The sequence below is a fragment of the Pseudomonas arsenicoxydans genome (genome assembly GCF_006438915.1).
GTDB lineage: Bacteria > Pseudomonadota > Gammaproteobacteria > Pseudomonadales > Pseudomonadaceae > Aquipseudomonas > Aquipseudomonas arsenicoxydans_A.
This window is the reverse complement of sequence record NZ_RCZE01000010.1, coordinates 243,796-267,519: the sequence shown is the minus strand read 5'-3', so window position 1 is coordinate 267,519 and position 23,724 is coordinate 243,796. Positions and strand designations below refer to the sequence as shown.

The 23,724-nt window shown below is 61.7% G+C and carries 18 protein-coding genes and 1 pseudogene; 13 read left to right on the top strand and 6 right to left on the bottom strand.

Annotation, left to right across the window (positions count from 1 at the left end):
- Positions 1–272: 272 nt before the first annotated feature.
- Both EAH78_RS21550 and EAH78_RS21545 read left to right on the top strand, forming a co-directional pair.
- Complete coding sequence (locus tag EAH78_RS21550) at positions 273–848, top strand: flavodoxin family protein (protein ID WP_140669344.1); 576 nt, start codon at positions 273–275, stop codon at positions 846–848.
- Between the two features lie 32 nt (positions 849–880).
- The gene (locus tag EAH78_RS21545; RefSeq protein ID WP_140669343.1) at positions 881–1,705 is read left to right on the top strand and encodes an alpha/beta fold hydrolase; all 825 of its coding nucleotides are present in this window, start codon (positions 881–883) and stop codon (positions 1,703–1,705) included.
- A gap of 126 nt (positions 1,706–1,831) precedes the next feature.
- Here the strand turns inward: EAH78_RS21545 and EAH78_RS21540 are convergent, their stop codons facing one another.
- The gene (locus EAH78_RS21540; RefSeq protein WP_140669342.1) at positions 1,832–2,266 is read right to left on the bottom strand and encodes a helix-turn-helix domain-containing protein; all 435 of its coding nucleotides are present in this window, start codon (positions 2,264–2,266) and stop codon (positions 1,832–1,834) included.
- 207 nt (positions 2,267–2,473) lie between these two features.
- Between EAH78_RS21540 and EAH78_RS21535 the strand changes: the two genes are divergently transcribed.
- From EAH78_RS21535 to ycaC, 6 genes are all read left to right on the top strand, one after another.
- The gene (locus EAH78_RS21535; RefSeq protein WP_140669341.1) at positions 2,474–3,460 is read left to right on the top strand and encodes an MBL fold metallo-hydrolase; all 987 of its coding nucleotides are present in this window, start codon (positions 2,474–2,476) and stop codon (positions 3,458–3,460) included.
- A gap of 47 nt (positions 3,461–3,507) precedes the next feature.
- Entirely contained in the window at positions 3,508–4,428 is a 921-nt protein-coding gene (locus EAH78_RS21530) for a LysR family transcriptional regulator (protein WP_140669340.1), read from the top strand.
- 283 nt (positions 4,429–4,711) lie between these two features.
- Positions 4,712–5,128 (top strand): DoxX family protein, encoded by a 417-nt coding sequence (locus EAH78_RS21525; protein ID WP_140669339.1) that lies wholly within the window; start codon positions 4,712–4,714, stop codon positions 5,126–5,128.
- Entirely contained in the window at positions 5,121–5,714 is a 594-nt protein-coding gene (locus EAH78_RS21520) for an antibiotic biosynthesis monooxygenase (protein WP_140669338.1), read from the top strand. Before EAH78_RS21525 ends, EAH78_RS21520 begins: the two co-directional genes overlap by 8 nt.
- Positions 5,711–7,549, top strand: a complete 1,839-nt coding sequence (locus EAH78_RS21515; RefSeq protein WP_140669337.1) for an amidohydrolase — start codon at positions 5,711–5,713, stop codon at positions 7,547–7,549. The genes EAH78_RS21520 and EAH78_RS21515 overlap by 4 nt, the downstream gene beginning before the upstream one ends.
- 68 nt (positions 7,550–7,617) lie before the next feature.
- Positions 7,618–8,244 carry an isochorismate family cysteine hydrolase YcaC gene (gene ycaC, locus EAH78_RS21510; protein WP_090182654.1) on the top strand — a complete coding sequence of 209 codons (627 nt, stop codon included), beginning with the start codon at positions 7,618–7,620 and terminating at the stop codon, positions 8,242–8,244.
- 184 nt (positions 8,245–8,428) lie between these two features.
- On the opposite strand, the gene EAH78_RS21505 is transcribed toward ycaC, so the two are convergent.
- Entirely contained in the window at positions 8,429–9,856 is a 1,428-nt protein-coding gene (locus EAH78_RS21505; RefSeq protein ID WP_140669336.1) for a mechanosensitive ion channel family protein, read from the bottom strand.
- A 69-nt stretch (positions 9,857–9,925) separates the two neighbouring features.
- Positions 9,926–10,945, bottom strand: coding sequence for an alpha/beta hydrolase (locus tag EAH78_RS21500; RefSeq protein ID WP_140669335.1), 1,020 nt, complete (start codon positions 10,943–10,945; stop codon positions 9,926–9,928).
- Between the two features lie 157 nt (positions 10,946–11,102).
- Here EAH78_RS21500 and EAH78_RS21495 point away from each other — a divergent pair, with 157 nt between their 5' ends.
- Together EAH78_RS21495 and EAH78_RS33420 are read left to right on the top strand one after the other, a co-directional pair.
- Complete coding sequence (locus EAH78_RS21495; RefSeq protein ID WP_140669334.1) at positions 11,103–11,999, top strand: LysR family transcriptional regulator; 897 nt, start codon at positions 11,103–11,105, stop codon at positions 11,997–11,999.
- Between the two features lie 170 nt (positions 12,000–12,169).
- The gene (locus tag EAH78_RS33420; protein WP_430539945.1) at positions 12,170–12,301 is read left to right on the top strand and encodes a hypothetical protein; all 132 of its coding nucleotides are present in this window, start codon (positions 12,170–12,172) and stop codon (positions 12,299–12,301) included.
- 42 nt (positions 12,302–12,343) lie between these two features.
- Here the strand turns inward: EAH78_RS33420 and EAH78_RS33055 are convergent.
- The 3 genes and pseudogenes from EAH78_RS33055 to gspG all read right to left on the bottom strand — a co-directional run.
- Positions 12,344–12,883 (bottom strand): annotated as a pseudogene (locus EAH78_RS33055) (hypothetical protein); the annotation flags it as partial.
- 235 nt (positions 12,884–13,118) lie between these two features.
- Positions 13,119–14,306: a type II secretion system F family protein gene (locus tag EAH78_RS21485; protein ID WP_140669333.1), complete on the bottom strand. Its 1,188-nt coding sequence runs from the start codon at positions 14,304–14,306 to the stop codon at positions 13,119–13,121.
- Between the two features lie 12 nt (positions 14,307–14,318).
- Positions 14,319–14,753 (bottom strand): type II secretion system major pseudopilin GspG, encoded by a 435-nt coding sequence (gene gspG / locus EAH78_RS21480; RefSeq protein ID WP_059181132.1) that lies wholly within the window; start codon positions 14,751–14,753, stop codon positions 14,319–14,321.
- 195 nt (positions 14,754–14,948) lie between these two features.
- On the opposite strand from gspG, the gene EAH78_RS21475 reads away from it, so the two are divergent.
- From EAH78_RS21475 to EAH78_RS21465, 3 genes are all read left to right on the top strand, one after another.
- On the top strand, positions 14,949–15,557 hold the full coding sequence (locus tag EAH78_RS21475; protein WP_140669332.1) for a lytic transglycosylase domain-containing protein: 609 nt from the start codon (positions 14,949–14,951) through the stop codon (positions 15,555–15,557).
- Between the two features lie 204 nt (positions 15,558–15,761).
- Complete coding sequence (gene mnxG / locus EAH78_RS21470) at positions 15,762–21,572, top strand: manganese-oxidizing multicopper oxidase MnxG (RefSeq protein WP_140669331.1); 5,811 nt, start codon at positions 15,762–15,764, stop codon at positions 21,570–21,572.
- A gap of 190 nt (positions 21,573–21,762) precedes the next feature.
- Positions 21,763–23,715, top strand: coding sequence for a YncE family protein (locus EAH78_RS21465; protein WP_140669330.1), 1,953 nt, complete (start codon positions 21,763–21,765; stop codon positions 23,713–23,715).
- Positions 23,716–23,724: the final 9 nt, after the last annotated feature.

Genomic DNA, 23,724 nt, shown 5'->3' with positions numbered 1-23,724 from the left:
AGTGCCGTGTTTACGGTAACAAAGCCGGGGTTACGGCATTTGGCGCGCCAGGGAAAATTAACAACGTTTAACTCGTGCTGCGTCTGGTCTACGCCCAAAACTCTGGTTCTTCAACGTCCACCGGTCCTGTAGGAGGGAGCCTGCTCGCGATAGCGGTGTGTCAGTCACTGACAACGTTGGCTGATAGACCGATTTCGCGAGCAGGCTCACTCCTACAGGGGGGGTGTTGGCATTGAAGTTAAGCAGGGATTTATTGTCATGAGGACATCGCAATGAGCAATGTGGTGGTGGTCTATCACAGTGGCTACGGGCACACCCGGGTCATGGCGCAGGCCGTGGCCCAGGGGGTGGAACGGCACTTGGGCAGCACCTGCCTGTTGATCCCGGTCGAGGAAGTGGACGACCACTGGGACCGCTTGCACAACGCCGACGCCATCATCTTCGGCTCCCCGACCTACATGGGCAGCGCCTCGGCGCCTTTCAAAGGCTTCATGGAAGCCACTTCGGCGTTTTACCTGGCCCAACCCTGGCGCGACAAACTGGCCGCCGGGTTCACCAACTCCGGCAGCCTGTGCGGCGACAAGCTCAACACCTTGCTGCAAATGGCGGTGTTCGCCGCCCAGCATTCGATGATCTGGGTCGGCCTCGACCTGCTGCCGGCGCGCTCCGGCACCGGTGTGTTCGATGGGCAGATGAATCGCCTGGGTAGCTCGCTCGGTGCCATGTCCCAATCCAATGTCGAACAACCTCCCGAACTGGCCCCGCCACCCGAAGACCGCTGCACCGCCGCGCACTTGGGCGAGCGTGTGGCGCGGCTGGCCGAACGCATGAACCACTCACCGATTTGATACATCCCCGACACTCGCAAAGGAGATAGCCCATGACAACGTTCACCACCCGCGACGGCACCGAGATTTACTACAAGGACTGGGGCACCGGTCAGCCCATCGTCTTCAGCCACGGCTGGCCGTTGAACGCCGACAGCTGGGAATCGCAGATGATCTTCCTGGCGTCCAAGGGCTACCGGGTCATCGCTCATGACCGTCGTGGTCACGGCCGCTCCAGCCAGCCGTGGTCCGGTAACGACATGGATCACTACGCCGACGATCTGGCGCAGTTGATCGAGTTGCTGGACCTCAAGGACGCGGTGCTGTTCGGCTTCTCCACCGGTGGCGGTGAAGTGGCGCGCTACATCGGTCGCCACGGCACGGGCCGCTTGGCCAAGGCCGGGCTGATCTCCTCGGTACCGCCGCTGATGCTCAAGACCGAAGCCAACCCCGGCGGCCTGCCGATTGAAGTGTTCGACGGCATTCGCCAGGCGTCCCTCGTCGACCGCTCCCAGCTGTACATCGACCTCGCCAGCGGTCCGTTCTTCGGCTTTAACAAGCCGGGCGCGAAACCGTCCCAAGGCATGATCGACTGGTTCTGGATGCAAGGCATGATGGCCGGTCACAAGAACGCCTATGACTGCATCAAGGCCTTCTCCGAAACCGACTTCACCGACGACCTGAAGAAATTCGACATCCCGACCCTGGTGGTGCACGGCGATGCGGATCAGGTGGTGCCGATCGAGGCCGCCGGCATCGCTTCGGCAAAACTGGTGAAAGGCTCTACGCTCAAGATCTACCCGGGCGCGCCGCATGGCTTGACGGATACTCACAAGGATCAGCTCAACGCTGATCTGCTGGCGTTCCTCAAGGGCTAAACCCAAGCTGCTACGGGCGTCCCGGTCCCTGTAGCTGCCGATCCACAGCGAGGACCTGTGGGAGCGAGCAAGCTCGCTCCCACAGGGTATGGCTGAGGCTTGGAAGCGGCTACAGAGCGTTGGGCGTTATTGCGCGTGAAGTTGAGGGGTGTAGGCGGGTGGGTGTGAACGCACCATACGGCAACGCCACGCAAACGGATTGATGCCTTCGCTGCGGGTGAAGATGTGACAGAAGTGCGCCTGATCGCAGAAGCCGCATTCGAGGCTGATTTGCGTGAGGCTCAAGTCGGTGTCGCGGATCAACTGCTTGGCCCGTGCAATACGTTGCAGACGTATCCAGTCCTGAGGCGAATAACCGGTGCTGCATTTGAACGCGCGGGAGAAATGACTGCGCGAGAGGGCGCAGGCCCGTGCCAGTTCAGTGACCTCGACGGTTTCATCGAGACGGTCGAGGATCAGTTGTTTCGCCAGGCTTTCGCGCCATGGAGTCAGGCCGCCCGTGGTCTTCTTTGGCGATTCAGTGACTGTCGCGCGGGCGACGTTTTGCTGAGAATGGGCCATGACAAATGTCCGTGTCGGTGAGCTTCATTCTTCGCCGCGGGGTGTTGGCAGGCGAGTTAAACGTTGTTAATTCCGTCCTCGCGCAAACCCGGCAAAGGTGCTAACTCAGCACATTGCTGCAATTTCTTGAGGCGCGGTACTTGCACTATCAACGTCATCCGGTGGCGTTAGTTGTGGCCGTTTTTTGAATTGATCAAGGGTGAAGGCATGAAGCATTCTCTGGTTTTCGCGCTGGGGCTCGCAGTAGCACTGGCATCCGGCATTTCCTCGGCGCAGGCTCCGGCGCAAGTCGGCACCCAAGTGCCGGGCTACTTCCGCCTGGCGGTGGGCGATTACGAAGTGACGGCGTTGTTCGATGGTTACAACGACCTCTCGCCGAAACTGCTCAAGGGCCTGACCCAAAGCCAGATTCGCGCACTCCTGGCCCGTCGCTCGATTGAAACGCCTGGCGTGCAAACCGCGTTCAACGCGTTTTTGATCAACACCGGGAAACAGCTGATTCTGGTGGACACCGGCGCCGGCCAGTGCATCGGCGCAACGGCCGGCATGCTCTCGGACAACATCAAAGCCGCCGGGTATGAGCCGTCGCAGGTCGATGTGATTCTGTTGACTCATCTGCACCTGGACCACGTCTGCGGGCTGGTCGACGGGTCGCAAAAACCGGTGTTCGTCAATGCCACGGTCTACGCGGCAAAAGCCGAGGCCGATTACTGGCTCGATCCTCAGGCCATCGCCAAGGCCCCCGAGGGTGCCAAGCCGTATTTCAAAATCGCCCAGGACTCCACCGCGCCTTACGTTGCGCAGGGTCGCTTCAAAACGTTCGAGGCCGGTCAATCGCCCGTGCCGGGTGTGGTCGATGCCACGCTGGAGACCGGACACACCCCCGGCAGCACCACGTACCGTTTCACCTCTGAGGGGCAGAGCATCCTGTTCATGGGGGATCTGGTGCATAACCTGGCGGTGCAATTCGAGCACCCTGAAGTGTCGATCGGCTTTGACGTCAACAGCCAGCAAGCGATCAAGAGCCGGGCCAAGGTGTTCAGTGACGCGGCCGCCAGCAAGACATGGGTCTCGGCAGCGCACTTGCCGTTTCCGGGCATCGGCCACATTGCTGCCGAGGGCAAGCACTTCCAATGGGTGCCGGTCGAATACGGGCCTTACAAACGTGCGGCCAAAGTTCCGCTGATCGAGTAAAGTCTCAGCGTTTCGTGCCTGGCTCAACACACAAGGGAACCGTGCTTATGAACCGTAATGATCTGCGCCGCGTCGACATGAACCTGTTGGTGATTTTCGAGGCACTGATGTTCGAAAAGAACCTGACCCGCGTCGCGGAAAAACTGTTCATGGGCCAACCAGCGGTCAGTGCGGCGTTGGGGCGATTGCGCGATTTGTTTGACGATCCGTTGTTGCTGCGCAACGGGCGCGGTATGGAGCCGACTGCTCGGGCACTGGCGATTCTCAAGGAGTTGCAGCCGGCGATGGACACGATCTCGGGCGCGGTCAGCCGGGCCAAGGAGTTTGAACCGGCGACCAGTTGTGATGTGTTTCGTATCGGGCTGTCGGACGATGCCGAGTTCGGCTTGTTTCCGCCATTGCTGCGGCAACTGCAAGAAGAGGCGCCGGGGATTGTGGTCGTGGTGCGCCGCGCCAACTACCTGCTGATGCCGGCGCTGCTGGCCTCCGGGGAAATCTCCGTGGGCGTCAGCTACACCACCGACCTGCCGGCGAACGCCAAGCGTAAAAAGCTGCGCGATATTCCCTGCAAAGTGCTGCGCGGGGACAAGCGTCCGGGCACGCTGACGCTGGATGAGTACTGCGAACGGCCCCACGCCATGGTGTCGTTCTCCGGCGACCTGAGCGGCAACATCGACCTCGACCTGGCCAAGCTTGGGCGCAGCCGTCGCGTGGTGTTGGGCGTGCCGCAGTTCAGCGGCTTGCGCGCCTTGCTCGCCGGCACCGAGATGATCGCCACTGTGCCGGACTATGCCGCGTGCGCGCTGGTGGAAGGCTGCGGATTGCGCGCTGAGGATCCACCGTTTCCCATCGATGCGGCGCAGTTGTCGATGGCCTGGAGCGGGGTGCATGACAACGACCCGGCGGAGCGCTGGTTGCGCTCGCGCATCAGCGAGTTCATGTCCGCGGCTTTACCGATTCCGGCTTGATTTCGACGGCCTCCCGGACTGACAAAATTCACCCTGGCATTCACCGGCCTCCTGTGGGAGCGGGCTTGCTCGCGAATGCGGTATGTCATTCAGCATTGATGTTGGCTGTTACACCGCATTCGCGAGCAAGCCCGCTCCCACAATGGACCTGTGTCGTTTCGTAGATCTGTGCTCATCCACAAAAAGAGCACACCCATCCAATTTTCCCCGCCCCCACACCGGCATTATCGAAAAACGTCCCGGCGCATTGTTGCCGGTGGTTTTTTATTTGTGCAGGTAGCCCATGAACACAGCGCAATGGGATGAGCGGGTCCAGGACTGGGGCCTGCTGTTTCTGCGGGTCAGCGCCAGCCTGTTCCTGTTGTGGGTGCACGGCTTGCCGAAGCTGCTTAACTACAGCGCTCAACTGCAAGTCATCGAAGACCCTTTCCACCTCGGCGCCAACCTGACGCTGATGCTGGCGATTTTCGCCGAAGTGCTGTGCCCGTTGCTGATCATCGTCGGGTTGCTGGTGCGGTTGGCCTGCCTGCCGATTTTTTCTGTGTTGCTGGTGGCGTTGGTGGTGGTGCATCCGCAATGGAGCCTTGAAGAAGGGCAATTCGGCTGGTTGTTGTTGATCCTGTTCACCAGCATTTTTATCGCCGGGCCCGGTCGGCTGGCGCTCAATGTCAGATTCACCGGAGCGTTGCGTTATGCCTGAATCCAAACCTTTTGAAGAAGTCGTGACCCTGGTCATCAAGCACCGGGTCAAGACCGGTTATGAGGTGCCTTACGAAGCGTGGCTGCGCAATATCGTCAGCATCGCCGGGCAGCAGGAAGGGCACTTGGGCGTGGACGTGATGCGCGGTAAAAACGCCGGGCTCGACATGTACACCTGCGTGCTGCGCTTTTGCACCACCGAAGCCATGCAGCATTGGCTCGATTCGCCGCAACGGCTGGACCTGGTCAACCTGGCCACGCCGATGCTGGCCGACGGCGACCAGACCGAGGTCAACCCGGTCAATGAATTTTGGTTCGCGCCATCGACCGACACCGCTTCGCCACCGCCGCCGCGCTGGAAGCAAGCCGTGGTGACGTTGCTGGTGATTCTGCCGCACACGTTGCTGGTGCCGTTGATTTGGGGGCCGCTGCTGCAGCTCAACGCCTTGCTCTCCAACTACGTGGTTGCCACGTTTCTGATCACGCTGACCATCGTCGTTTCGGTGGTGTACCTGTTCATGCCGATGGCCACGCGTCTGTTTGCGCCTTGGCTCTCTCATTCCACTCAGCCCAAGGAAACGCGATGAACGCCGATCTGATTTTGTTCAATGGCCAATTTCATACCGTCGACCGTGAAAACCCGCTCGCCAGTGCAGTCGCCATCAGCGACGGCCGTTTTGTCGCGGTTGGCACCGATGCCGAGGCCATGGCCCTGCGCGGGTCGGGCACGCAGGTCATCGACCTCAAGGGCCGCTGCGTCATCCCCGGCCTCAATGACTCGCACTTGCACCTGATCCGTGGCGGTTTGAACTACAACCTCGAACTGCGCTGGGAAGGCGTGCCTTCGGTGGTCGATGCGTTGCGCATGCTCAAAGAGCAGGCCGACCGTACGCCGACCCCACAATGGGTGCGCGTGGTGGGTGGCTGGAACGAATTCCAGTTCGCCGAAAAACGCATGCCGACCCTCGAAGAGCTCAACCAGGCCGCGCCAGACACCCCGGTGTTTGTGCTGCACTTGTACGACCGCGCCTTGCTCAACCGCGCGGCGCTGCGTGTTGCCGGTTACACCCGCGATACGCCGAATCCGCCGGGCGGTGAAATTGTCCGAGATGCCAACGGCAACCCGACCGGCATGCTGGTCGCGCGACCGAACGCGATGATTCTGTACTCGACGCTGGCCAAGGGGCCGAAGCTGCCGCTGGAATATCAGGTCAACTCGACCCGCCAGTTCATGCGCGAACTCAATCGCCTCGGCCTCACCAGCGCTATCGATGCCGGCGGTGGTTTCCAGAATTACCCGGACGACTATCAGGTGATCGAGCAGCTGGCCAAGGACCAGCAACTGACCATTCGCATTGCCTACAACCTGTTCACCCAGAAGCCGAAAGAAGAGCTGACCGATTTCAAGAACTGGACCAGCAGCGTGACCCTGCACCAGGGCGATGATTACCTGCGGCACAACGGCGCCGGGGAAATGCTGGTGTTCTCGGCGGCGGATTTCGAAGACTTCCTTGAACCGCGTCCGGACCTGCCGCAAACCATGGAAGACGAACTGGAACCGGTGGTACGCCACCTCGTCGAGCAGCGCTGGCCGTTCCGTTTGCACGCCACCTACAACGAATCGATCAGCCGCATGCTCGATGTGTTCGAGAAGGTCAATCGCGACATTCCGTTCAACGGTCTGCCGTGGTTTTTCGACCACGCTGAAACCATCACCCCGCAGAACATCGAGAGGGTGAGGGCGCTGGGCGGTGGTATTGCGATTCAGGACCGGATGGCGTTTCAGGGCGAATATTTTGTCGAGCGTTACGGCGCCAAAGCCGCTGAAGCGACGCCGCCGATCAAGCGCATGCTGGCCGAAGGTGTACCGGTCGGCGCTGGCACCGATGCCACGCGAGTGTCCAGCTACAATCCTTGGACCTCGTTGTACTGGATGGTCAGCGGCCGGACAGTGGGAGGGCTTGAGCTGCATGCCGAAGGCCTGTCCCGGCAGACCGCGCTGGAGCTGTTCACCCATGGAAGCGCCTGGTTCTCTTCCGAACAGGGCAAGAAAGGCATGATCAAGGTCGGCCAATTGGCGGACGTGGCGGCGTTGAGCGCGGACTTTTTCAGCGTCGACGAGGAAGCGATCAAGTGGATTGAATCTGTGCTGACCGTGGTCGGCGGCAAGGTGGTGTACGCCGCCGGCGACTTCGAAAAACTCGGACCGGCCAGCGTGCCGGTACTGCCGGACTGGTCGCCGGTGGTCAAGGTGCCGGGTCACTGGCGTCCGACCTCGCCGATGCAGGCGCAGGTTCACCATTGCAGCGGGCCGTGCGGCGTGCATGCCCACAGCCATGAAAAGGCGCGTTTGTCGAATGCGCCGGTCAGCGATTTTGCCGGTTTCTGGGGCGCCTTTGGCTGCTCATGCTTCGCGTTCTGACGATCATAAAAAGCGCCGATGGACTGCATCGGCGCTCGACGTAAAAACCAACCATCGAGGAGTTTCACATGAGCAACGTTCCGTATAAACGCCTGAACAAAGACGATGCTGTTGTCCTGTTGGTCGATCACCAGACCGGCCTGATTTCGCTGGTCCAGGATTTCTCGCCCAACGAATTCAAGAACAACGTGCTGGCCCTCGCGGACCTGGCCAAGTTCTTCAAACTGCCGACCATCCTCACCACCAGCTTTGAAAACGGCCCGAACGGCCCGATGGTGCCGGAGCTCAAGGAGCTGTTCCCGGACGCGCCGTACATCCCGCGTCCAGGCCAGATCAACGCCTGGGACAACGAAGACTTCGTCAAAGCCGTCAAAGCCACGGGTCGCAAGCAGTTGATCATCGCCGGTGTAGTGACTGACGTTTGCGTGACCTTCCCGACACTGTCGGCACTGGCGGAAGGCTTTGAAGTGTTCGTCGTCACCGACGCCTCGGGCACCTTCAACGAAACCGTGCAGCAAGCGGCGTGGGCGCGTATGTCCGCGGCCGGTGCGCAACTGGTCAACTGGTTCGCGGTAGCTTGCGAACTGCAGGGCGACTGGCGCAACGACATGGAAGGCCTGGCGAACTTGCTGTCGCCGCGCATTCCGAACTATCGCAATTTGATGAACAGCTACTCGGTGCTGACGTCGAAGTAAGTCTCGCCGCACAAAAAATGCCCGCAATGAGCGGGCATTTTTTTGCCCACTGTCCTGCAGTTGATGCAGTACATGTGGCGAGGGAGCTTGCTCCCGCTTGAGTGCGCAGCGCTCACAAAAATGGGGCCGCTACGCAGCCCAGCGGGAGCAAGCTCCCTCGCCACAAACAGCAGATGCTGTTTGCCTAACGTGTTTGCAGCCAGCTCAGGAACCCTCCTTTCTTGATCGGTAGCGGTTTGGCCATCAACGCCAGCCGACTGTTCTGCTGCCTAACTGCCTGCAACTTGTTCAACGCCCGACCCACTTCAACCCGTTGTTCCATGCAACTGCGGGTCAGCGATTTGTCGATCCGGTAAATGATGCACGAGGTCAACGTGGTGAAGGTCGCTTGGGACGGCGTATCGGTGAGGATGCTCTGTTCACCCATCACTTCGCTCGGGCCCATGCGTCCGGCTTCGGTGTGCCCTGCGCCGTCCGGCACGGTCGCGCTGACCACACCGGTTGCGATGACCATCAAGCTGTCCGGAACTTCGCCGACGTCCAGCACCACCTGACCGGCCGCGTACTGCTGCGCAACCATCGACCGGGCCATTTGATCGCGCTCATCCTCGCTCAGGGAACGGAAGATTTTCACCTCGTCGAGCAACGCCCGTGCGCGGGTTGTCGGTTCAATCACGCCGTCGAGTTGCCGTGAAATGCCCGCCGCTTCGAGGTGCCGATGCGCCAGGTCGAACAATTGATTGCGCACTTCGCTTTTCTTGCTCAGGTCGGCGATAAAGCCGCTGGCCACGTATACGGACATGGTTTCGCCAGTCTCTTTGAGCACGGCTTTGGGGGCCGGGTTGAGCAGCAAACTGCTGCTGCCCTGAAGCGTGCGGTCGAGTGCGTCCAGCACCCGGCGCGGGCGGATGTTGTTCGGCACTTGAATGCTGATCGACACGCCGTGCATGTTGCTTGGCCGGCTGAGATTGACGATTTTTGCTTTGGCCGCCACCGAGTTTGGCACTACCGCTGTGGTGCCGGCGCTGGTCAGCAGGTGCGTGGCGCGCCAGTCGATGTCCAGCACCTTGCCTTCAACACCGTCGATCACCACAAAGTCATCCACCTGATACGGCTTGGTGGTATTGAGCACGATCCCGGAAAACACATCGCTCAAGGTACTTTGCAGCGCCAGACCGACGACGATGGCGACGACGCCAGACGTCGCCAGCAAACCTTTCACCGGCAGTTCCAGCACATAACCGGCCGCCGCCACGATGGCGATCAGAAACACCAGCGCACCAATCACGTCCTGCAACAATCGACCGCTGTGACCGACACGGCGCATCAACACCAGGCCGATGACTTCGGTGAGCACGCGCGCGGCGTAAAGCCACCAGAGAATACCCAGCGCCGTGGCGCCCAACTGCGCCACCCGGTCCTCGGCAAACAGCGGTGCCTGCAACGGGCTGACACCGGCGTTGATGACCAGCGCGCTGAACATCAGGAACAGCGCCAGGCGCACGCCGACCCGCGTGACGCGATGGTTGAACGGCGCGAGGTGCCAGAGCAGCGCGTCGATCACCAACAACACCGCGCTCCACGCCAGCAGATGACCCAGGACAAAGGACATGGGGAAACTCCGTTTTCAAAAGGGCAGACAGGAAAAAGCCTGCACGAGGGCAGGCTCCTTTAAGGGGACTCAGTTCAGATGAGTCTTGAGTTCCAGTGCCGCTTGGCGAACCGCGGCTTTCACTTCCGGTATCTGGCTGAGTGGATTGAGCAGGCCGAAGTCGTGAATCATGCCGTTGTAGCGCACGGACGTGACTGGAACACCCGCCGCGTCGAGGTGACGGGCATAGGCTTCGCCTTCATCGCGCAACACGTCGAACTCGGCGGTTTGCACCAATGCGGCGGGTAAGCCTTTAAGCTGTTCGGCGCTGGCTTGCAACGGCGAGGCATGGATCTGCGCACGTTCAGTCTGGTCGGTGGTGTAGCTGTCCCAGAACCAATTCATCATCCCTTTGGTGAGGAAGTGGCCTTCGGCAAATTGCTGGTACGAACCGGTGTCGAACCGGGCGTTGGTCACTGGCCACATCAACAACTGGAAGCGCAGCGCCGGGGTTTTCTGTTCCTTGGCCATCAGTGCGACAACGGCCGCCATGTTGCCGCCGACGCTGTTGCCCGCTACAGCCAGACGCTTGCCGTCGACGCCGATCTCCTTGCCATGCTCGGCCACCCAACGAGTCGCGGCGTAGGCCTGATTAATCGCAGTCGGGTAGTGCGCTTCCGGCGACGGTGTGTAGTCGACATACACCGCGACAGCGCCGGAGCCGACCACCAGGTCGTGGATCAAGCGTTGGTGAGTCGGGTAATCGCCCAATACCCAACCGCCACCGTGGAAGAACATGAACACCGGCAATTCGCCTTTGACCTTCGCTGGACGCACGATTTTCAGGTTGATGGTTTGCCCATCGACCTTGATGGCGCGGTCGCTGACGTCCACACCCGACAGATCAACCTTTACCGAATTCTGTGCACCGGTCAGCACTGCACGGGCATCCTTCGGGCTCATCTGCTCAAGCGGCTTGCCACCACCGGCGGCGAGGGCCTCGAGGAAAGCCTGGGTGTTGTGTTCGACACCTGGGCTGCCGGCGGCAAATGCGTTGCCGATGGAGAGGGCGAGGAGGGACGCGGTCAGGGTTTTTTTGACGAGGTTCATGGGTAAATCCTTTTTAGTTAGAAGTTGATTACCGAAGGTCCAGGTTGCTGTTGGCGCTGTGGTTCGGGCCTCAGCAACACCGTGGACACAGATTAATAGGATGCCGATAAGCGAAAAAGCGGCTATAAAGTGTTTGACTGTCAACCAGAGCGTGACAATGAACCCGTTCGAAGATATGCGTATTTTTTGCCAGGTCATGGACTCTGGCAGCTTCACCGCGGCGGCTGATCAATTGGGGCTGTCCAAGCAGTTCGTCAGCCGGCGTTTGATGCAACTCGAAGAGCGCCTGGGCGTGCGCTTGCTCAATCGCTCGACCCGGCGGCTGGACGTCACCCCACTGGGGCAGAGTTATTACGAGTCAGCCTTGCGCCTGCTTGGCGAGGTCGAACAGGTGGAGCAGAGTATTGCCGGGCAGACCACCGAGCCACGCGGCACCGTTCGCATCAGCGCACCGTTGTCGTTTGCGGTCGCGCATTTGGGGTGTCTGCTGCCGGTGTTCTTGCAGCGTTATCGTGATGTCGCCGTGGAAGTGGACCTGAGCGATCGCCCGGTGGACTTGCTCAGTGAGGGCTATGACCTGGCGTTGCGTATCGGCATTCTCGAAGACTCGACGCTGATCGCGCGACGCATCGCGTCTATCCAGCGTGTGTACTGCGCCAGCCCGACGTACCTGGCCGAACGTGGAACGCCGCTCAGACCCGAAGACTTGCACGGCCATGACTGCCTGCCCTATGGCCACAGTCGCCAGGTGCAATGGCGTTTTGAAGGGCAGGGCAAACCGCTGACCGTCAATGTCACGGGCAGGATGCGGGTCAACAATGGGGAGTTGCTCAAGGACGCGGCGATTGCCGGGATGGGGATTACTTACCTGCCGACGTTTATCGTCGGCGAAGCCTTGAAGGACGGCAGGCTGGTGCCGGTGCTGGACGTGTTTCGGCCTGAGCCGTTGAGATTGTCAGCGGTCTATCCGCAGCACCGCCAGAGTTCGCGCCCGGTGCAAGCGTTGATCGAGTTTTTGCGCGAACGGCTGGATCAGACTGAAGTTGGCCTGTAGCGAGCAGCCCACAGGGTCTAGTGTGGGAGCGGGCTTGCTCGCGAAGGCGGTGTGTCAGGTGACGTCCATGCTTAATGATCCACCGCCTTCGCGAGCAAGCCCGCTCCCACAGTTGATGTGTGGTGACCCGGGTTTAAGGGGTATCAGGTCCTTTTGTCATCGCCGTTGGCATGGACACCACGGTCATCACCGACTTCGCCGTTGGCATGGACACCGCGGTCATCGCCGACTTCACCATTGGCGTGTACGCCATGGTCATCGCCGATTTCACCGGAGCGATGAACACCGTTTTGGTTGTGTGACACTTCCCCGGAGCGATGAACACCGTTTTGGTTGTGTGACACTTCACCGGAGCGGTGAACGCCATTTTGGTTATGTGACACCTCACCTGAGCGATGAACGCCATTTTGGTTGTGTGACACTTCACCGGAACGATGAACACCATGGTCATCGCCTACTTCGCCATTGGCATGGACGCCATGATCGTCGCCAGCTTCGGCGTGCGTGCCACTGCGCCCGGAGTTGGAGGAGGCTGTATTACCGGCATTGCCCGGTCCATGGTCGCTACCGCTGTGGCTACTGCCGCTATTGCCGCCGCTGCCACTGTTGCCGCCACTGCCGCTTCCGCCGTGACCGCCGCCATTTCCGCCGCCACCACCGCCATTGCCGCCGCCACCACCGCCATTGCCACCGCCGCCACCGCCATTGCCACCGCCACCACCGCCATTGCCGCCGCCACCGCCGCCATTGCCACCGCCGCCGCCGCCATTTCCGCCGCCACCGCCGCCACTACCACCGCCGCCATGACCTCCGCCACCGCCGCCACTACCGCCACCGCCCCCTCCGCCTCCACTGCCACCATCCTTGGCCTGAGCGGTCGACATACTGGACAAACTGTCCGGTATCAATACGGTGGACGCCGACAAGACCGCGCCAATAGCTACTGCCAGTAAAAGCTTGTTGATGTGCATGTCGTTCTCCGTTTTCTTCAGGGTTGGAACGTTGATGAACAATGCAACGTGCTGCTCGATTCAATAGGTGAACACCTCCGGGTTCGGATTTATTCAGTTGGAACGTCGATAAAAAATGCTTCGCAGCGCTCGGCCCCGTTCCAGAGCCTTAGTGAATGCTTGAGGCAAGCTCGAAAATCGGCATGTACATCAGGATCACGATGACCCCGATCAACAACCCGATAAACGTCATGAGCAGTGGTTCGAACAACCTGACAAACCATTCGAGCCAGCGACTGATTTCTTCGTCGTAGAAGTCGGCACTGCGCTCCATCATTTGCCCGAGGTTGCCGGACTGCTCGCCAGCGCGCAGCAAGCGCAGGGACACCGGTGTCACCAGGTGATTAAGCTCAAGCGCGGCCGACAGCGACTGGCCCTCGCGCACCCGTTCGCAGGCTTCGTCCAGCCGCGTGCGCGAGGCCACAGTGAGCAGGCCGCGCACCATGCCCATGGCGGTGACGAGGGGAATACCGCCCTGCAGCAAAATCCCCAGCGAACGATAGAAGCGCGCCAGTTCATACATGAAGATGCGTTTATGGATCGCCGGGAGTTTTTCGATCAGACGGTCCACGCCCCGACGAAAGGCCGGTTGGCGCTGGAGGAAGGCGAGGGCGACGATGATCGCCAGCAACCCGCCGAAGAATTCACCCTGATGCGCGTGGAGGAACATCCCGCTGGTCATCAACACTTGCGACAGCCACGGCAGGTTTGAGCCCAGGCCTTCAAACACCAGGCTGAAGCGCGGCACCACGTAGCCCATCAAAAACAACACCACGCCACCGCCCACCACCAGCAACAGCATGGGGTAGATCGATGCGCTGACGATTTTTTGCCGAACCTCGTCCATGCGTTGGCGATAGCTGACATAGCGGCCCAGGGCTTCGCCCACGGCGCCGGTCTTCTCGCTGGACTGCACAAGCGCCACATACAAAGGCGGGAATACGGCTGACAACTGACCCAGCGCCTGAGAGAACGATTTGCCCTCGTAGAGCAAGCGCACCAGCTCACTCAAGGTTTTGCGGGCCTGTGGTGCGCTTTCTTTTTCGGCCAGGCTTTCCAGCGCATCGATCAACGGCAGACCCGCATTGAGCAAGGTGGTCAGTTCCTGGCTGAACAACACGAGGTTGAAGGTCTCTCGCTGTTGCAGACGCAAAGCACGCCAGTGCCGCTCGGCATGCAGGCTGACCACCCGTAAGCCCTGGTCTTCAATGATGCGCCGGGCTTCGCTGTGGCCGGGGGCCTCGACGGTGATCGAGACCACGCCGGCCTTGCCCACGGCTTTGAGATGAAAGCGCATGGTCTTCCCCCGTCATTGCCAACTGGTGACTTCGGCGTTTTCGCCTTCGCCACCGGGCTGCCCGTCTTTGCCCATGGACAGCAGATCGTACTCACCGTTTTCGCCGGGATAGCGGTAGGTGTAGTTACGGCCCCAAGGGTCCTGCGGCAATTTTTTCTGCAAGTAAGGGCCGGTCCAGTGCGTCTCATCGCTCGGCGCGGTGACCAGCGCCTGCAGGCCCTGTTCGGTCGACGGGTAGTGGCCGACCTCCAGGCGATACAAATCCAGCGCCTTGCCCAGGCCCTCGATTTGCGCCTTGGCGACTTTGACTTCGGAACGGCCCAGTTGGGCGAAATACTTCGGCGCAACGATGCCGGCCAACAGCCCCAGCACCACCAACACCACCAGCAGTTCGAGCAGGGTGAACCCGCGTTGCGTACGCGGAGCACAGCACAGACGTTGATTCATGATGACCTCACACAATCGGCAGAAGGGTCGCAATAAAGGCTTATGCAATTGCCATGCAAAGCCTTGGGCAACCTTCTGAACCGCCCGTGCTACGGCCTTTCACGCTTACGGCACAGTGCTTGCGTATGGCTGATTAACGATCGGCCAGTGGGGCATTACCCCCAATTTTCGGGGCCGGCCAGGGGAGGTAGAACAATGAAAACACTCACCACTGGATTGCTCGGATGTTTGCTGTTGACCAGCGTCGCACAGGCCGATGTCTTCGTTTCCGTGGACGCCAAGGGCGGCTACGTTTTGTCCAACGTTCACCGCCCGGGCCGCACCTATGAACGGGTTATTCACGAGCCCACCGCGGCGGTCGTCAGCCTCGATCAGCAACCGCAGATGATCGCCGCGCAGCCCTACGCGGAGCTGGTCTCGGCGGCCGCCAAGGCCAACGAAGTTCCGGCGGCGCTGCTACACGCCGTCATCCGCGCGGAGTCCCATTACAACGCCGATGCAACGTCCGCCAAGGGCGCTGGCGGGCTGATGCAATTGATGCCCGACACCGCGCGCGAGATGGGGGTCAAGGATGTCTACGATCCGAAGGCCAACATCCAGGGCGGCGCCAAATACCTCAAGCGTCTGTTGACCTTGTTCGACAACGACATTGCCCTCGCGGTGGCGGCCTACAACGCCGGGCCGCAAGCGGTGCTCAGCCGTGGCGGGGTGATCCCGCCGTTCGCCGAAACCCAGCGCTACGTGCCGGATGTCCTGCGCCAATACCGTCGTTTGCAAGGCCTGGCCGTGGATGCCCCGTTGTGATCGCACACCCGCGCCGGTTCCCCCAACAGTGGGGAATGATGGCCCCGGCAGAAAAGTGGGGAATTAGTGGGGAATATCCCCCGAGTTATCAAGTCGTCACCGTAATTTATTGATAAAAAACACAATTATTTTTGGCATGGGGATTGCTCCAGCGCACTTGTCGAGAATTGTTCCCTGTGAGCACCCAATGCGAGGCCCGTGATTATGTCCGGCATACCTAACGCTCATCACTTGGTTAACCTGCTGTTGTTTTTCGCGCCGTTGTTTGGCATCGAGCTGGCCGACGCGGCCGCCCGTTGCGAACGCAATCTGGTGGCGAACGTCGTGGCGCTGGATCAGCCGCTGATGTTCAACCGCCTCGGCGCACAGAACGCCAACGGCATGATGTTCGCCCTGCGCCGCGACGTGGTCGACGATCACAACATGTCCCTCGCACAGGGTGGCGCCGCGGTGCCGGGCAAAGTCTCGTTGCGGCCCGACAAGCGTCCGCGTCCACTGGTGCTACGGGTGGCCGCCGGTGATTGCCTGACGATCAACCTGCAAAACCTGCTGGCGTATCAGGCCAACCCCGGCAAGCACGAAGAGACCGACGTCGAAGGTGAAGTCGGCAATGTCGACGACTTCAAGGTCGACGAGCAAGTCACTGACCGCCATGTCGGCTTCCAGGTCAACGGCCTGCAAGCGGTCAACAGCATTGACGACATTGCGTCCTTCACCGGGCGCAATGCCAACACGCTGATTCCGCCCGGCGCCACGCGTTCCTACACCCTGTACGCCGAGCGTGAAGGCGCGTTTGCCGCCAGTAGCCGTGGCGCCACATTCGGTGGTGAAGGCGATGCGGGCAACGTTGCCAACGGGTTGTTTGGCGAAGTGGTGGTGGTGCCCAAGGGCGGCCGGTCCTACCGCAACACCGTGACCGAAGAAGAGATGCGCCTGGCCAGCAGCGGCCGCACCCCGGCCGGCCAGCCGATTGTTGATTACCAGGCGCGCTACCCACAGCGCGAGCCATGGATCCGTGAAGGCAAGGCCGGCACGCCGATCATCAGCATGGTCGACGGCAGTGAAATCATCTCCAGCGAGAGCGACGCAATCGTCATGGGCAGCAATGCCGACGGCAGCTTCCCGCCATCGACCTATCCGCTGGAAGCCATCGGCAAACGCAATCCGGCACTGCCCAATCGGCTGGAACCGTTCCGCGATTTCGCCTCGCAGTTCCAGGATGAAGTGGCGGCGACCCAGGCATTCCCGGCGTATTGGGCGGACCCGGTAATGGCCCACGTGCTGGAGCCGACCCGCGACTCGTTCATGATCAACTACGGTTCCGGCGGCATGGGCGCCGAGGTGGTGGCCAACCGACTGGGTGTCGGGCCGATGCACGATTGCCTGTCCTGTGCCTATGAAGAATTTTTCCTCAGCTCCCACACCGTGGGGGACGTGGCGATGCTGGTGGACGTACCGGCCAACGTCGGCCTGGAAAATATCCGTCCCGGTGAAACACCGCGCGCCGATCAGGTCGGGGTCAAGGCGACCATGGCGCTGTATCCGTCCGAGCCGGCCAACGTCAACCACAGCTACATCGGTGACTTCGTCAAATTCCGCAACACCCACAACGGTCACGAACAGCACATCTTCCACTTGCACGGCCATCAATGGCTGTTCAACCCCAACGACGATAACTCCGACTATGTCGATGCCCAGGGCATCGGGCCGGGGGCCGGCTACACCTATGAAATCGCCAACGGTGGTTCGGGCAACCGCAACCGCGTGGCCGGCGATGCGATCTATCACTGCCACTTCTATCCGCACTTTGCCCAAGGCATGTGGAGCATGTGGCGGGTGCACGATGTGTTTGAAGAGGGCACCAAACTGGAAGTGTCCCAACAGGGTAGCGACGGTTATCACAGCGAACCTTACGCCCTGCGCAGCGGTAAACCGGCGGCGGGTGCACGGGCCTTGCCCGATGGCGAGATCATTGCTGGCACGCCGATTCCGGCAGTCGTGCCGCTGCCGGGCAAAGCCATGGCGCCGATGCCGGGCAAAGTCGCGGTCGTACCGAAGATCAGCGAAACCCTGGTGGCCAGTCATGACGATGACGACGGGGAGGGCGATGACGACGGCGAACATCACGGCGGTGGCGGTGGTGCTCAAGCCATCGGTTCCCTGGCCCTGGTGGATCGCAGTGAAGCCAACCGCAATGCCGACGGCAGCCTGAAAAACCCCGGCTATCCGTTCTGGATCGGCGGCATGGAAAGTTCGGTCGGCCAACGCCCGCCAACCCCTCCGCTGGACATGCTCGACGCCGCCAAGGCGCAATCCCTGAAAACCAGCGGCAATGCCTTGTGGGCCAACCTCGATCCGGCGCAGTCCGGTGGTTGGGACGGTGGTCTGGGGCGCCACTCACTGGACGGGTTCTCTTCGGGTGGTCAGGCGCACACCGTCACCACGTCGCTGGATTTCTCCAAGGAAGTGACCCGCGCCAAACCGATTTACATGCCTGAAGAAGGCACCGAAGTGGAACAGGCGGCCATGGCGTTCCACGCCAAAAAGGACCACCCGAGCTTCGCCGTGCTCCCGGGCAATCAAGTGGTGGCGCGTAACTTCCGCACCAACGGCGCGTTGCCGATGGCGGGGGCGCCGTACTACGAACCGTGCATGGACGATCGGCAAAAACGCCTGACCGCCAGCGCCGGCACCGGCGAGTTCAACAGCGGCGAACGGATCGACGGGTTGTCGTTTACCGGTTCGTCGACCTTCACCGCCGACCGTCCGCGCATCTATAAAGCGGCGAACATCCAGTTCGACGCGGTGTACAACAAGGTCGGCTACCACTTCCCGCAAGCGCGCATCCTGGCACTGTGGGAAGACGCCTGGCCGGTGATCACCAAACAGCGTCCGCCAGAACCGCTGGTGATGCGCATGAACACCTTCGACTGCGTGCAGTACCAGCAAACGAACCTGGTGCCGGCCATCTACGAGATGGACGACTATCAGGTGCGCACGCCAACCGACGTGATCGGTCAACACATCCACCTGCCGAAATGGGACCTGACTGCCGCCGACGGCTCGGCCAACGGCTGGAACTATGAAGACGGCGTGCTTTCCCCCGGTGCGGTGCAAGAGCGCATCCACGCGATTCGCCTGTTCAACCAGTGCGAAGGCACCGACCCGCGTGACGGCACGCCGGCGTGCCCGGTGGCCAAGGCGCATCCGTTCTTTGGTCAATATGGCCGGGCCGACTGGGTGGGCGCGCGCACAGCGATGCAGCGCTGGTTCGTCGATCCGGTGGTCAACAGCAAAGGCGTCGACCGTGGCCTGGGGACTATTTTCACCCACGACCACCTGGGCCCATCGACGCACCAACAGATCGGTTTGTACGCCACCGTGCTGGCAGAACCGGCCGGTTCCACCTGGTTCCACGCCGAAACCGGCGAGCCGTTGTACAGCGGCGCGCGGCAGGACGGCGGGCCAACCTCGTGGCAGGCGGTGATTTCTACGGGTGACCTGGACGGCGACGGCAAGAACGACAGTTTCCGTGAGTTCTTCCTCGAATACAGCGACTTCCAGCATGCCTATGAAGCCGGTGTGTACGTGGGCGCCGGTCCGAACGGCGTGCCGGATGCGCAATCCTTCCCGGCCACCGCCGACAGCTTCCGTTACGCGATCAACCCTCCGGTGCGCAAGGAAGCCGCGACGCTGCTTGAACAGGTGGTTGAAGCCCGCGGTGGGCTGTCGCCTGGCTGCCCAAGCCGGCCGTGCCCGCAAGCCATCTCGGTGGATGACCCCGGCATGTTCGTGGTCAATTACCGCAACGAACCGCTGGCCCTGCGGGTGTACGACCCGAACAAGGTCGGCCCGGACGGCAAGCGCGGCATGCAGGCCGACGGCCTCGGCGGCGACCTGGCGTACGCCATGCAAAGCCGCACCGACCGGGCGATCCCGGCGATGAACCTGGCGCCCAACCTGGTCACTGCCGCCACCGGTCCCACCGGCGGCACCACGCTGTTCCCGCCGCACATCAACAAGGGCGGCGCGGAGCCGGGTGACCCGTTCACGCCGATGCTGCGCACCTACACCGGTGACAACGTGCGGCTGCGGGTGCATGCCGGCGGTCATGAAGAAGAACACAACGTGACCCTGCACGGCGTGAAGTGGCTGCAAAGCGGCTCCGGTTTCGGCAACAGCTCCAACTCTGGCTGGCGCTCGTCGCAGATGATCGGGATCTCCGAGCAGATGGGCTTCATTGCGCCAGTCTCGATGCTGTCCAGTTCGTCGGCGACCACCGGGGATTATCTGTACTCGATGGACGCGTCCCTGGAAGGTTACTGGAGCGGAATCTGGGGCGTGATGCGCAACTACACCGCGCAACGCAACGACCTGTTCGCGCTGCCGAACAACCCGAAACCGGCGGGCATGCGCAACACCGTGGCCTTCGATGGCACTTGCCCACGGATTGGCGCCAACCCCAATGGCATCGGCACCCGGCCTACCGTGCAACGCAACTATGAAGTGGTCGCGGCGCTGGCCAACGACATCCTTGGCAATCCGCTGAACCTGTCCATGGCGGACCCGGCGGGCCTCGGCCAGCATGTTGGCGGGCCGTTGAATCCGGCGGGCGGTACGCTGGTGTACAACTCCCGTGCGGTGAGCATTCCTCAGGTCACGGTAAACGACCCTCAGGATGGGACGACCTTCACCATCGGCGGGCAAAGCGGCCCGCTGCATGACCCGACCGCGATTCTGTACGTGCGCAAGTCCGACCTCGACCCGGTCACCGGCAAGCTGAAACCGGGTATCCCTGTCGAACCGCTGGTGCTGCGTGCGGCGGCCGGTGACTGCATCAACATCACCCTGGAAAACCGTTTGCCGAGCGTGATGCCGGACTTGGTCCAGACCGCTTCGGTGATGGGCATGGTCAAGCGTGACCGCAACGGTGGCGAAGGTTCGACCACCTTCAGCAACAACCTGATGCGGCCGTCCAGCACGGTGGGCTTGCACGCCCAACTGCTGGCGTACGACATCACTAAATCCGACGGCACCAACGTCGGCACCAACCCGATCCAGACCGTACCGCCACGCGTTGGCAACAGCGGTGCGTACCCGACGCGTACTTATCAGTACTACGCCGGGCACCTGGAGCGTGAAGGCAAGCCGATTACGCAACTGGGGCGCAGTGTCGACAACATCAACGCCACGGCGGTGGAGTTCGGCGGATTGAATTTCACCCCGGCGGACGTGATCAAGCAGCCACAAAAAGGCCTGGGCGGTGCGATGAGCATCCTGCCGATCGGCGCGACCTGGGTTGAGGACGCGCGCAAGGTCAACGCGACGGTCACCGCGCCAGGGCAAACCACCTACCGCGACTTTGCGATGGTCTGGCAGAAGGCGCTGAACATGCGTTGGGCCAATGGCCGGCCGGTGGAAGGCATTGCCTCGGAAGCGGGTGTGCCGACCGATCCGCAGGACAACTCGAGCATGGCGATCAACTATAAAACCGAACCGATGTGGTACCGCTTCGGCCTGGCGCCGGACGCGCCGTTCGGTCACGCCGCCGGCAACGGTTATGGCGACGTGCCCAACGCGCACATGGCCTACAGCAACGCGCTGGTGGGGGGCGATCCGCAGACGCCGGTGCTGTATGCCAAACCGGGGCAACCATTCCGTACCCACATCCTGATGCCCACCGGTGGCAGCCGTGGTTCGACGTTCCAGCTGGACGGTCACGTGTGGTCGGTCAATCCGTTCCAGTCGGAGAAGAGCGATACCGGCGGTTACCCGATGAGTACGCCCGGCGTGGGTTCGGTGCGGTTCGGCTACAACCCGATGTCGATGTACATCGGCGCCCACGAAAGCATCCTGCCGGCGGCGCACTTCAGCTTCATGCACCCGAGCGCCGGGGGCAGCAATGCGATACCGGGCGACTACCTGTTCCGTGATTACGCCGGCTACGGCAATACCGCCGGGTTGTGGGGGTTGCTGCGAGTGACCAATGAACCCGAACCGGCGCCGGCACCGTAAGGCATGCCAGTACAGAGAAGGGACGAGCGAAGAATCAATTGTGGCGAGGGAGCTTGCTCCCGCTGGGTCGCGAAGCGGCCCCCCTCTTCACCCGAAAAGAAGGGGACTGCTGCGCAGTCCAGCGGGAGCAAGCTCCCTCGCCACAGGTTCACCGTTCGTAGGCAGACACAGATCTGAAGGGGAGAGAGGGATGAACAGGACCATCAGAATCGCCAGTGGTGCGCTGGTTATAGGCGTTGCGCTGATCAGCCTGGGCGTGTGGCGCACCGTGCCGCCGAGCATGCTCAGCGAAGTCGCCCTGCCGGACACCTGGAGCGGCCAGAACCTCTCTCGTGACGGGGTCTCGGTGGCGCTTGAGGTCAAGCCTTTGGCCAAGGACGGTGTACTGCGCGAAGGCGAATTTGCCGACGTGCAGTTCCGGGTCAAGGACAGCACTTCCGGCCAACCGCTGTCGGGCGTCAATCCCGGCGCCTGGCTCGACCCTGAAACCGTTGCCGCCGACCAGGCCCAGGGCCGTGAGAAAAGCTGCAAATCGCGGGTTGGGGTATTTCTCAAATCGAGCATCGGCGCGCGGCCGCTGCTCGACCTGAACAGCTATTTCCTGCTGGTGATGAACCGTGATGCCAGCGTTTCAGTGGTCGATCCGTCGGTGTCGGTGGGCGGCATTACCAGCACGATGGCCCGGATCGACCTCAAACAACCGCCGATGGACTGGGTCACCCCTAAGGACAACAAACGAGTCTTTGTCTCGATGCCGACTGCCGGGGAAGTGGCTGTGATCGACAGCGAGCAATTCAAGTTGCTGGAGTCGGTGAGCGCCGGCAGCAACCCGGTGCGTGTGGCCCTGCAACCGGATGAACGTCTGCTGTGGGTCGGCAACAACGCGTCGACCGCCGACGAGTCCGGCGTCACGGTCATTGACACCCGCAGCCTCAAGCCCCTCAAACACCTGGCCACCGGGGCCGGGCATCACGAAATCGCCTTCAGCAAGGACAGCCGCTTTGCCTTCGTCACCAACCGCGACGACGGCACCTTGAGCATCGTCGACATCGCGAGCCTGACCGTCAGCAAGCAACTCAAGACCGGCTCGCACCCATTGTCCGTGGCGTACTCGCCGTTGTCCCAGGCGGTGTACGTCGCCGATGGCCAGGACGGCACCGTGACCGTGGTCGACAGCGCCAGCCTGGCGGTGCGCCGGGTGATCAAGGCGAAGCAGGGCCTGGGGCCGATGGGCTTCAGCGCTGACGGTCGCTTCGGCATTGTGCTCAACACCCTGGAGAACCAGGCCTCGGTGATCGACGCCGCCACCGACTCGCTGATCCATCAACTGGACGTGTCGGCCGAACCCTATCAAGTGGTGTTCACCAAGGCCTATGCCTATGTCCGTGGACTGGCCTCGGCCAAGGTCACGATGATCAACCTGTCGTCGCTCGGTCAGGGGCGCACGCCGATCAGCCAGGGTTTCGAAGCGGGACCGCAAGCCCCACGGCTGGCCGGTGATCTGCCGCTGGCGTCGAGCCTGGCGGTGTCGCGGGACGACAACGCGGTGTTCGTGGTCAACCCGGTGGACAACACTACCTATTTCTACGCTGAAGGCATGAACGCACCGATGTCCGGTTACCCCAATCGCGGGCAAGTGGCGCGGGCGGCGATGGTCATCGACCGCAGCTTGCGCGAGGTCGAGCCGGGGCTGTACAGCGCGCGGATCAAATTGCCGCCGGCCGGGCGTTTCGACGTGGCGTTCCTGCTCAATCAACCGAACATCATTCATTGCTTCACCGCGTTGGTTGCGCCTGACCCATCAATCACTCAACACCCCGGCGTACCCAAAGTCGAGTTCATGCTCGACAAGGCCACGGCGGCCCTTGGCAGCCCTTACGTGGTGCGCTTTCGCATCGTCCAGGGCCAGCAGAAGACCCATCGCAGCGGGGTCAAGGATGTTCAGGTGCGTTACTTCCGCGCCCCGACGTCGCGGGCGCAGGAGGTCGCGGCCCTCGAAGTGGGCAACGGCATCTATGAAGCCCCGGTGACCCTGGACCAGAACGGCGCGTGGTACTTGCACGTCCGTGCGGCGTCGCTGGGTGCGAATTTCGATGACAAGACCTTTGCCAGCGTCCGGGTTCTGCCCGGCACTGCGAACTGAAGAGGACAC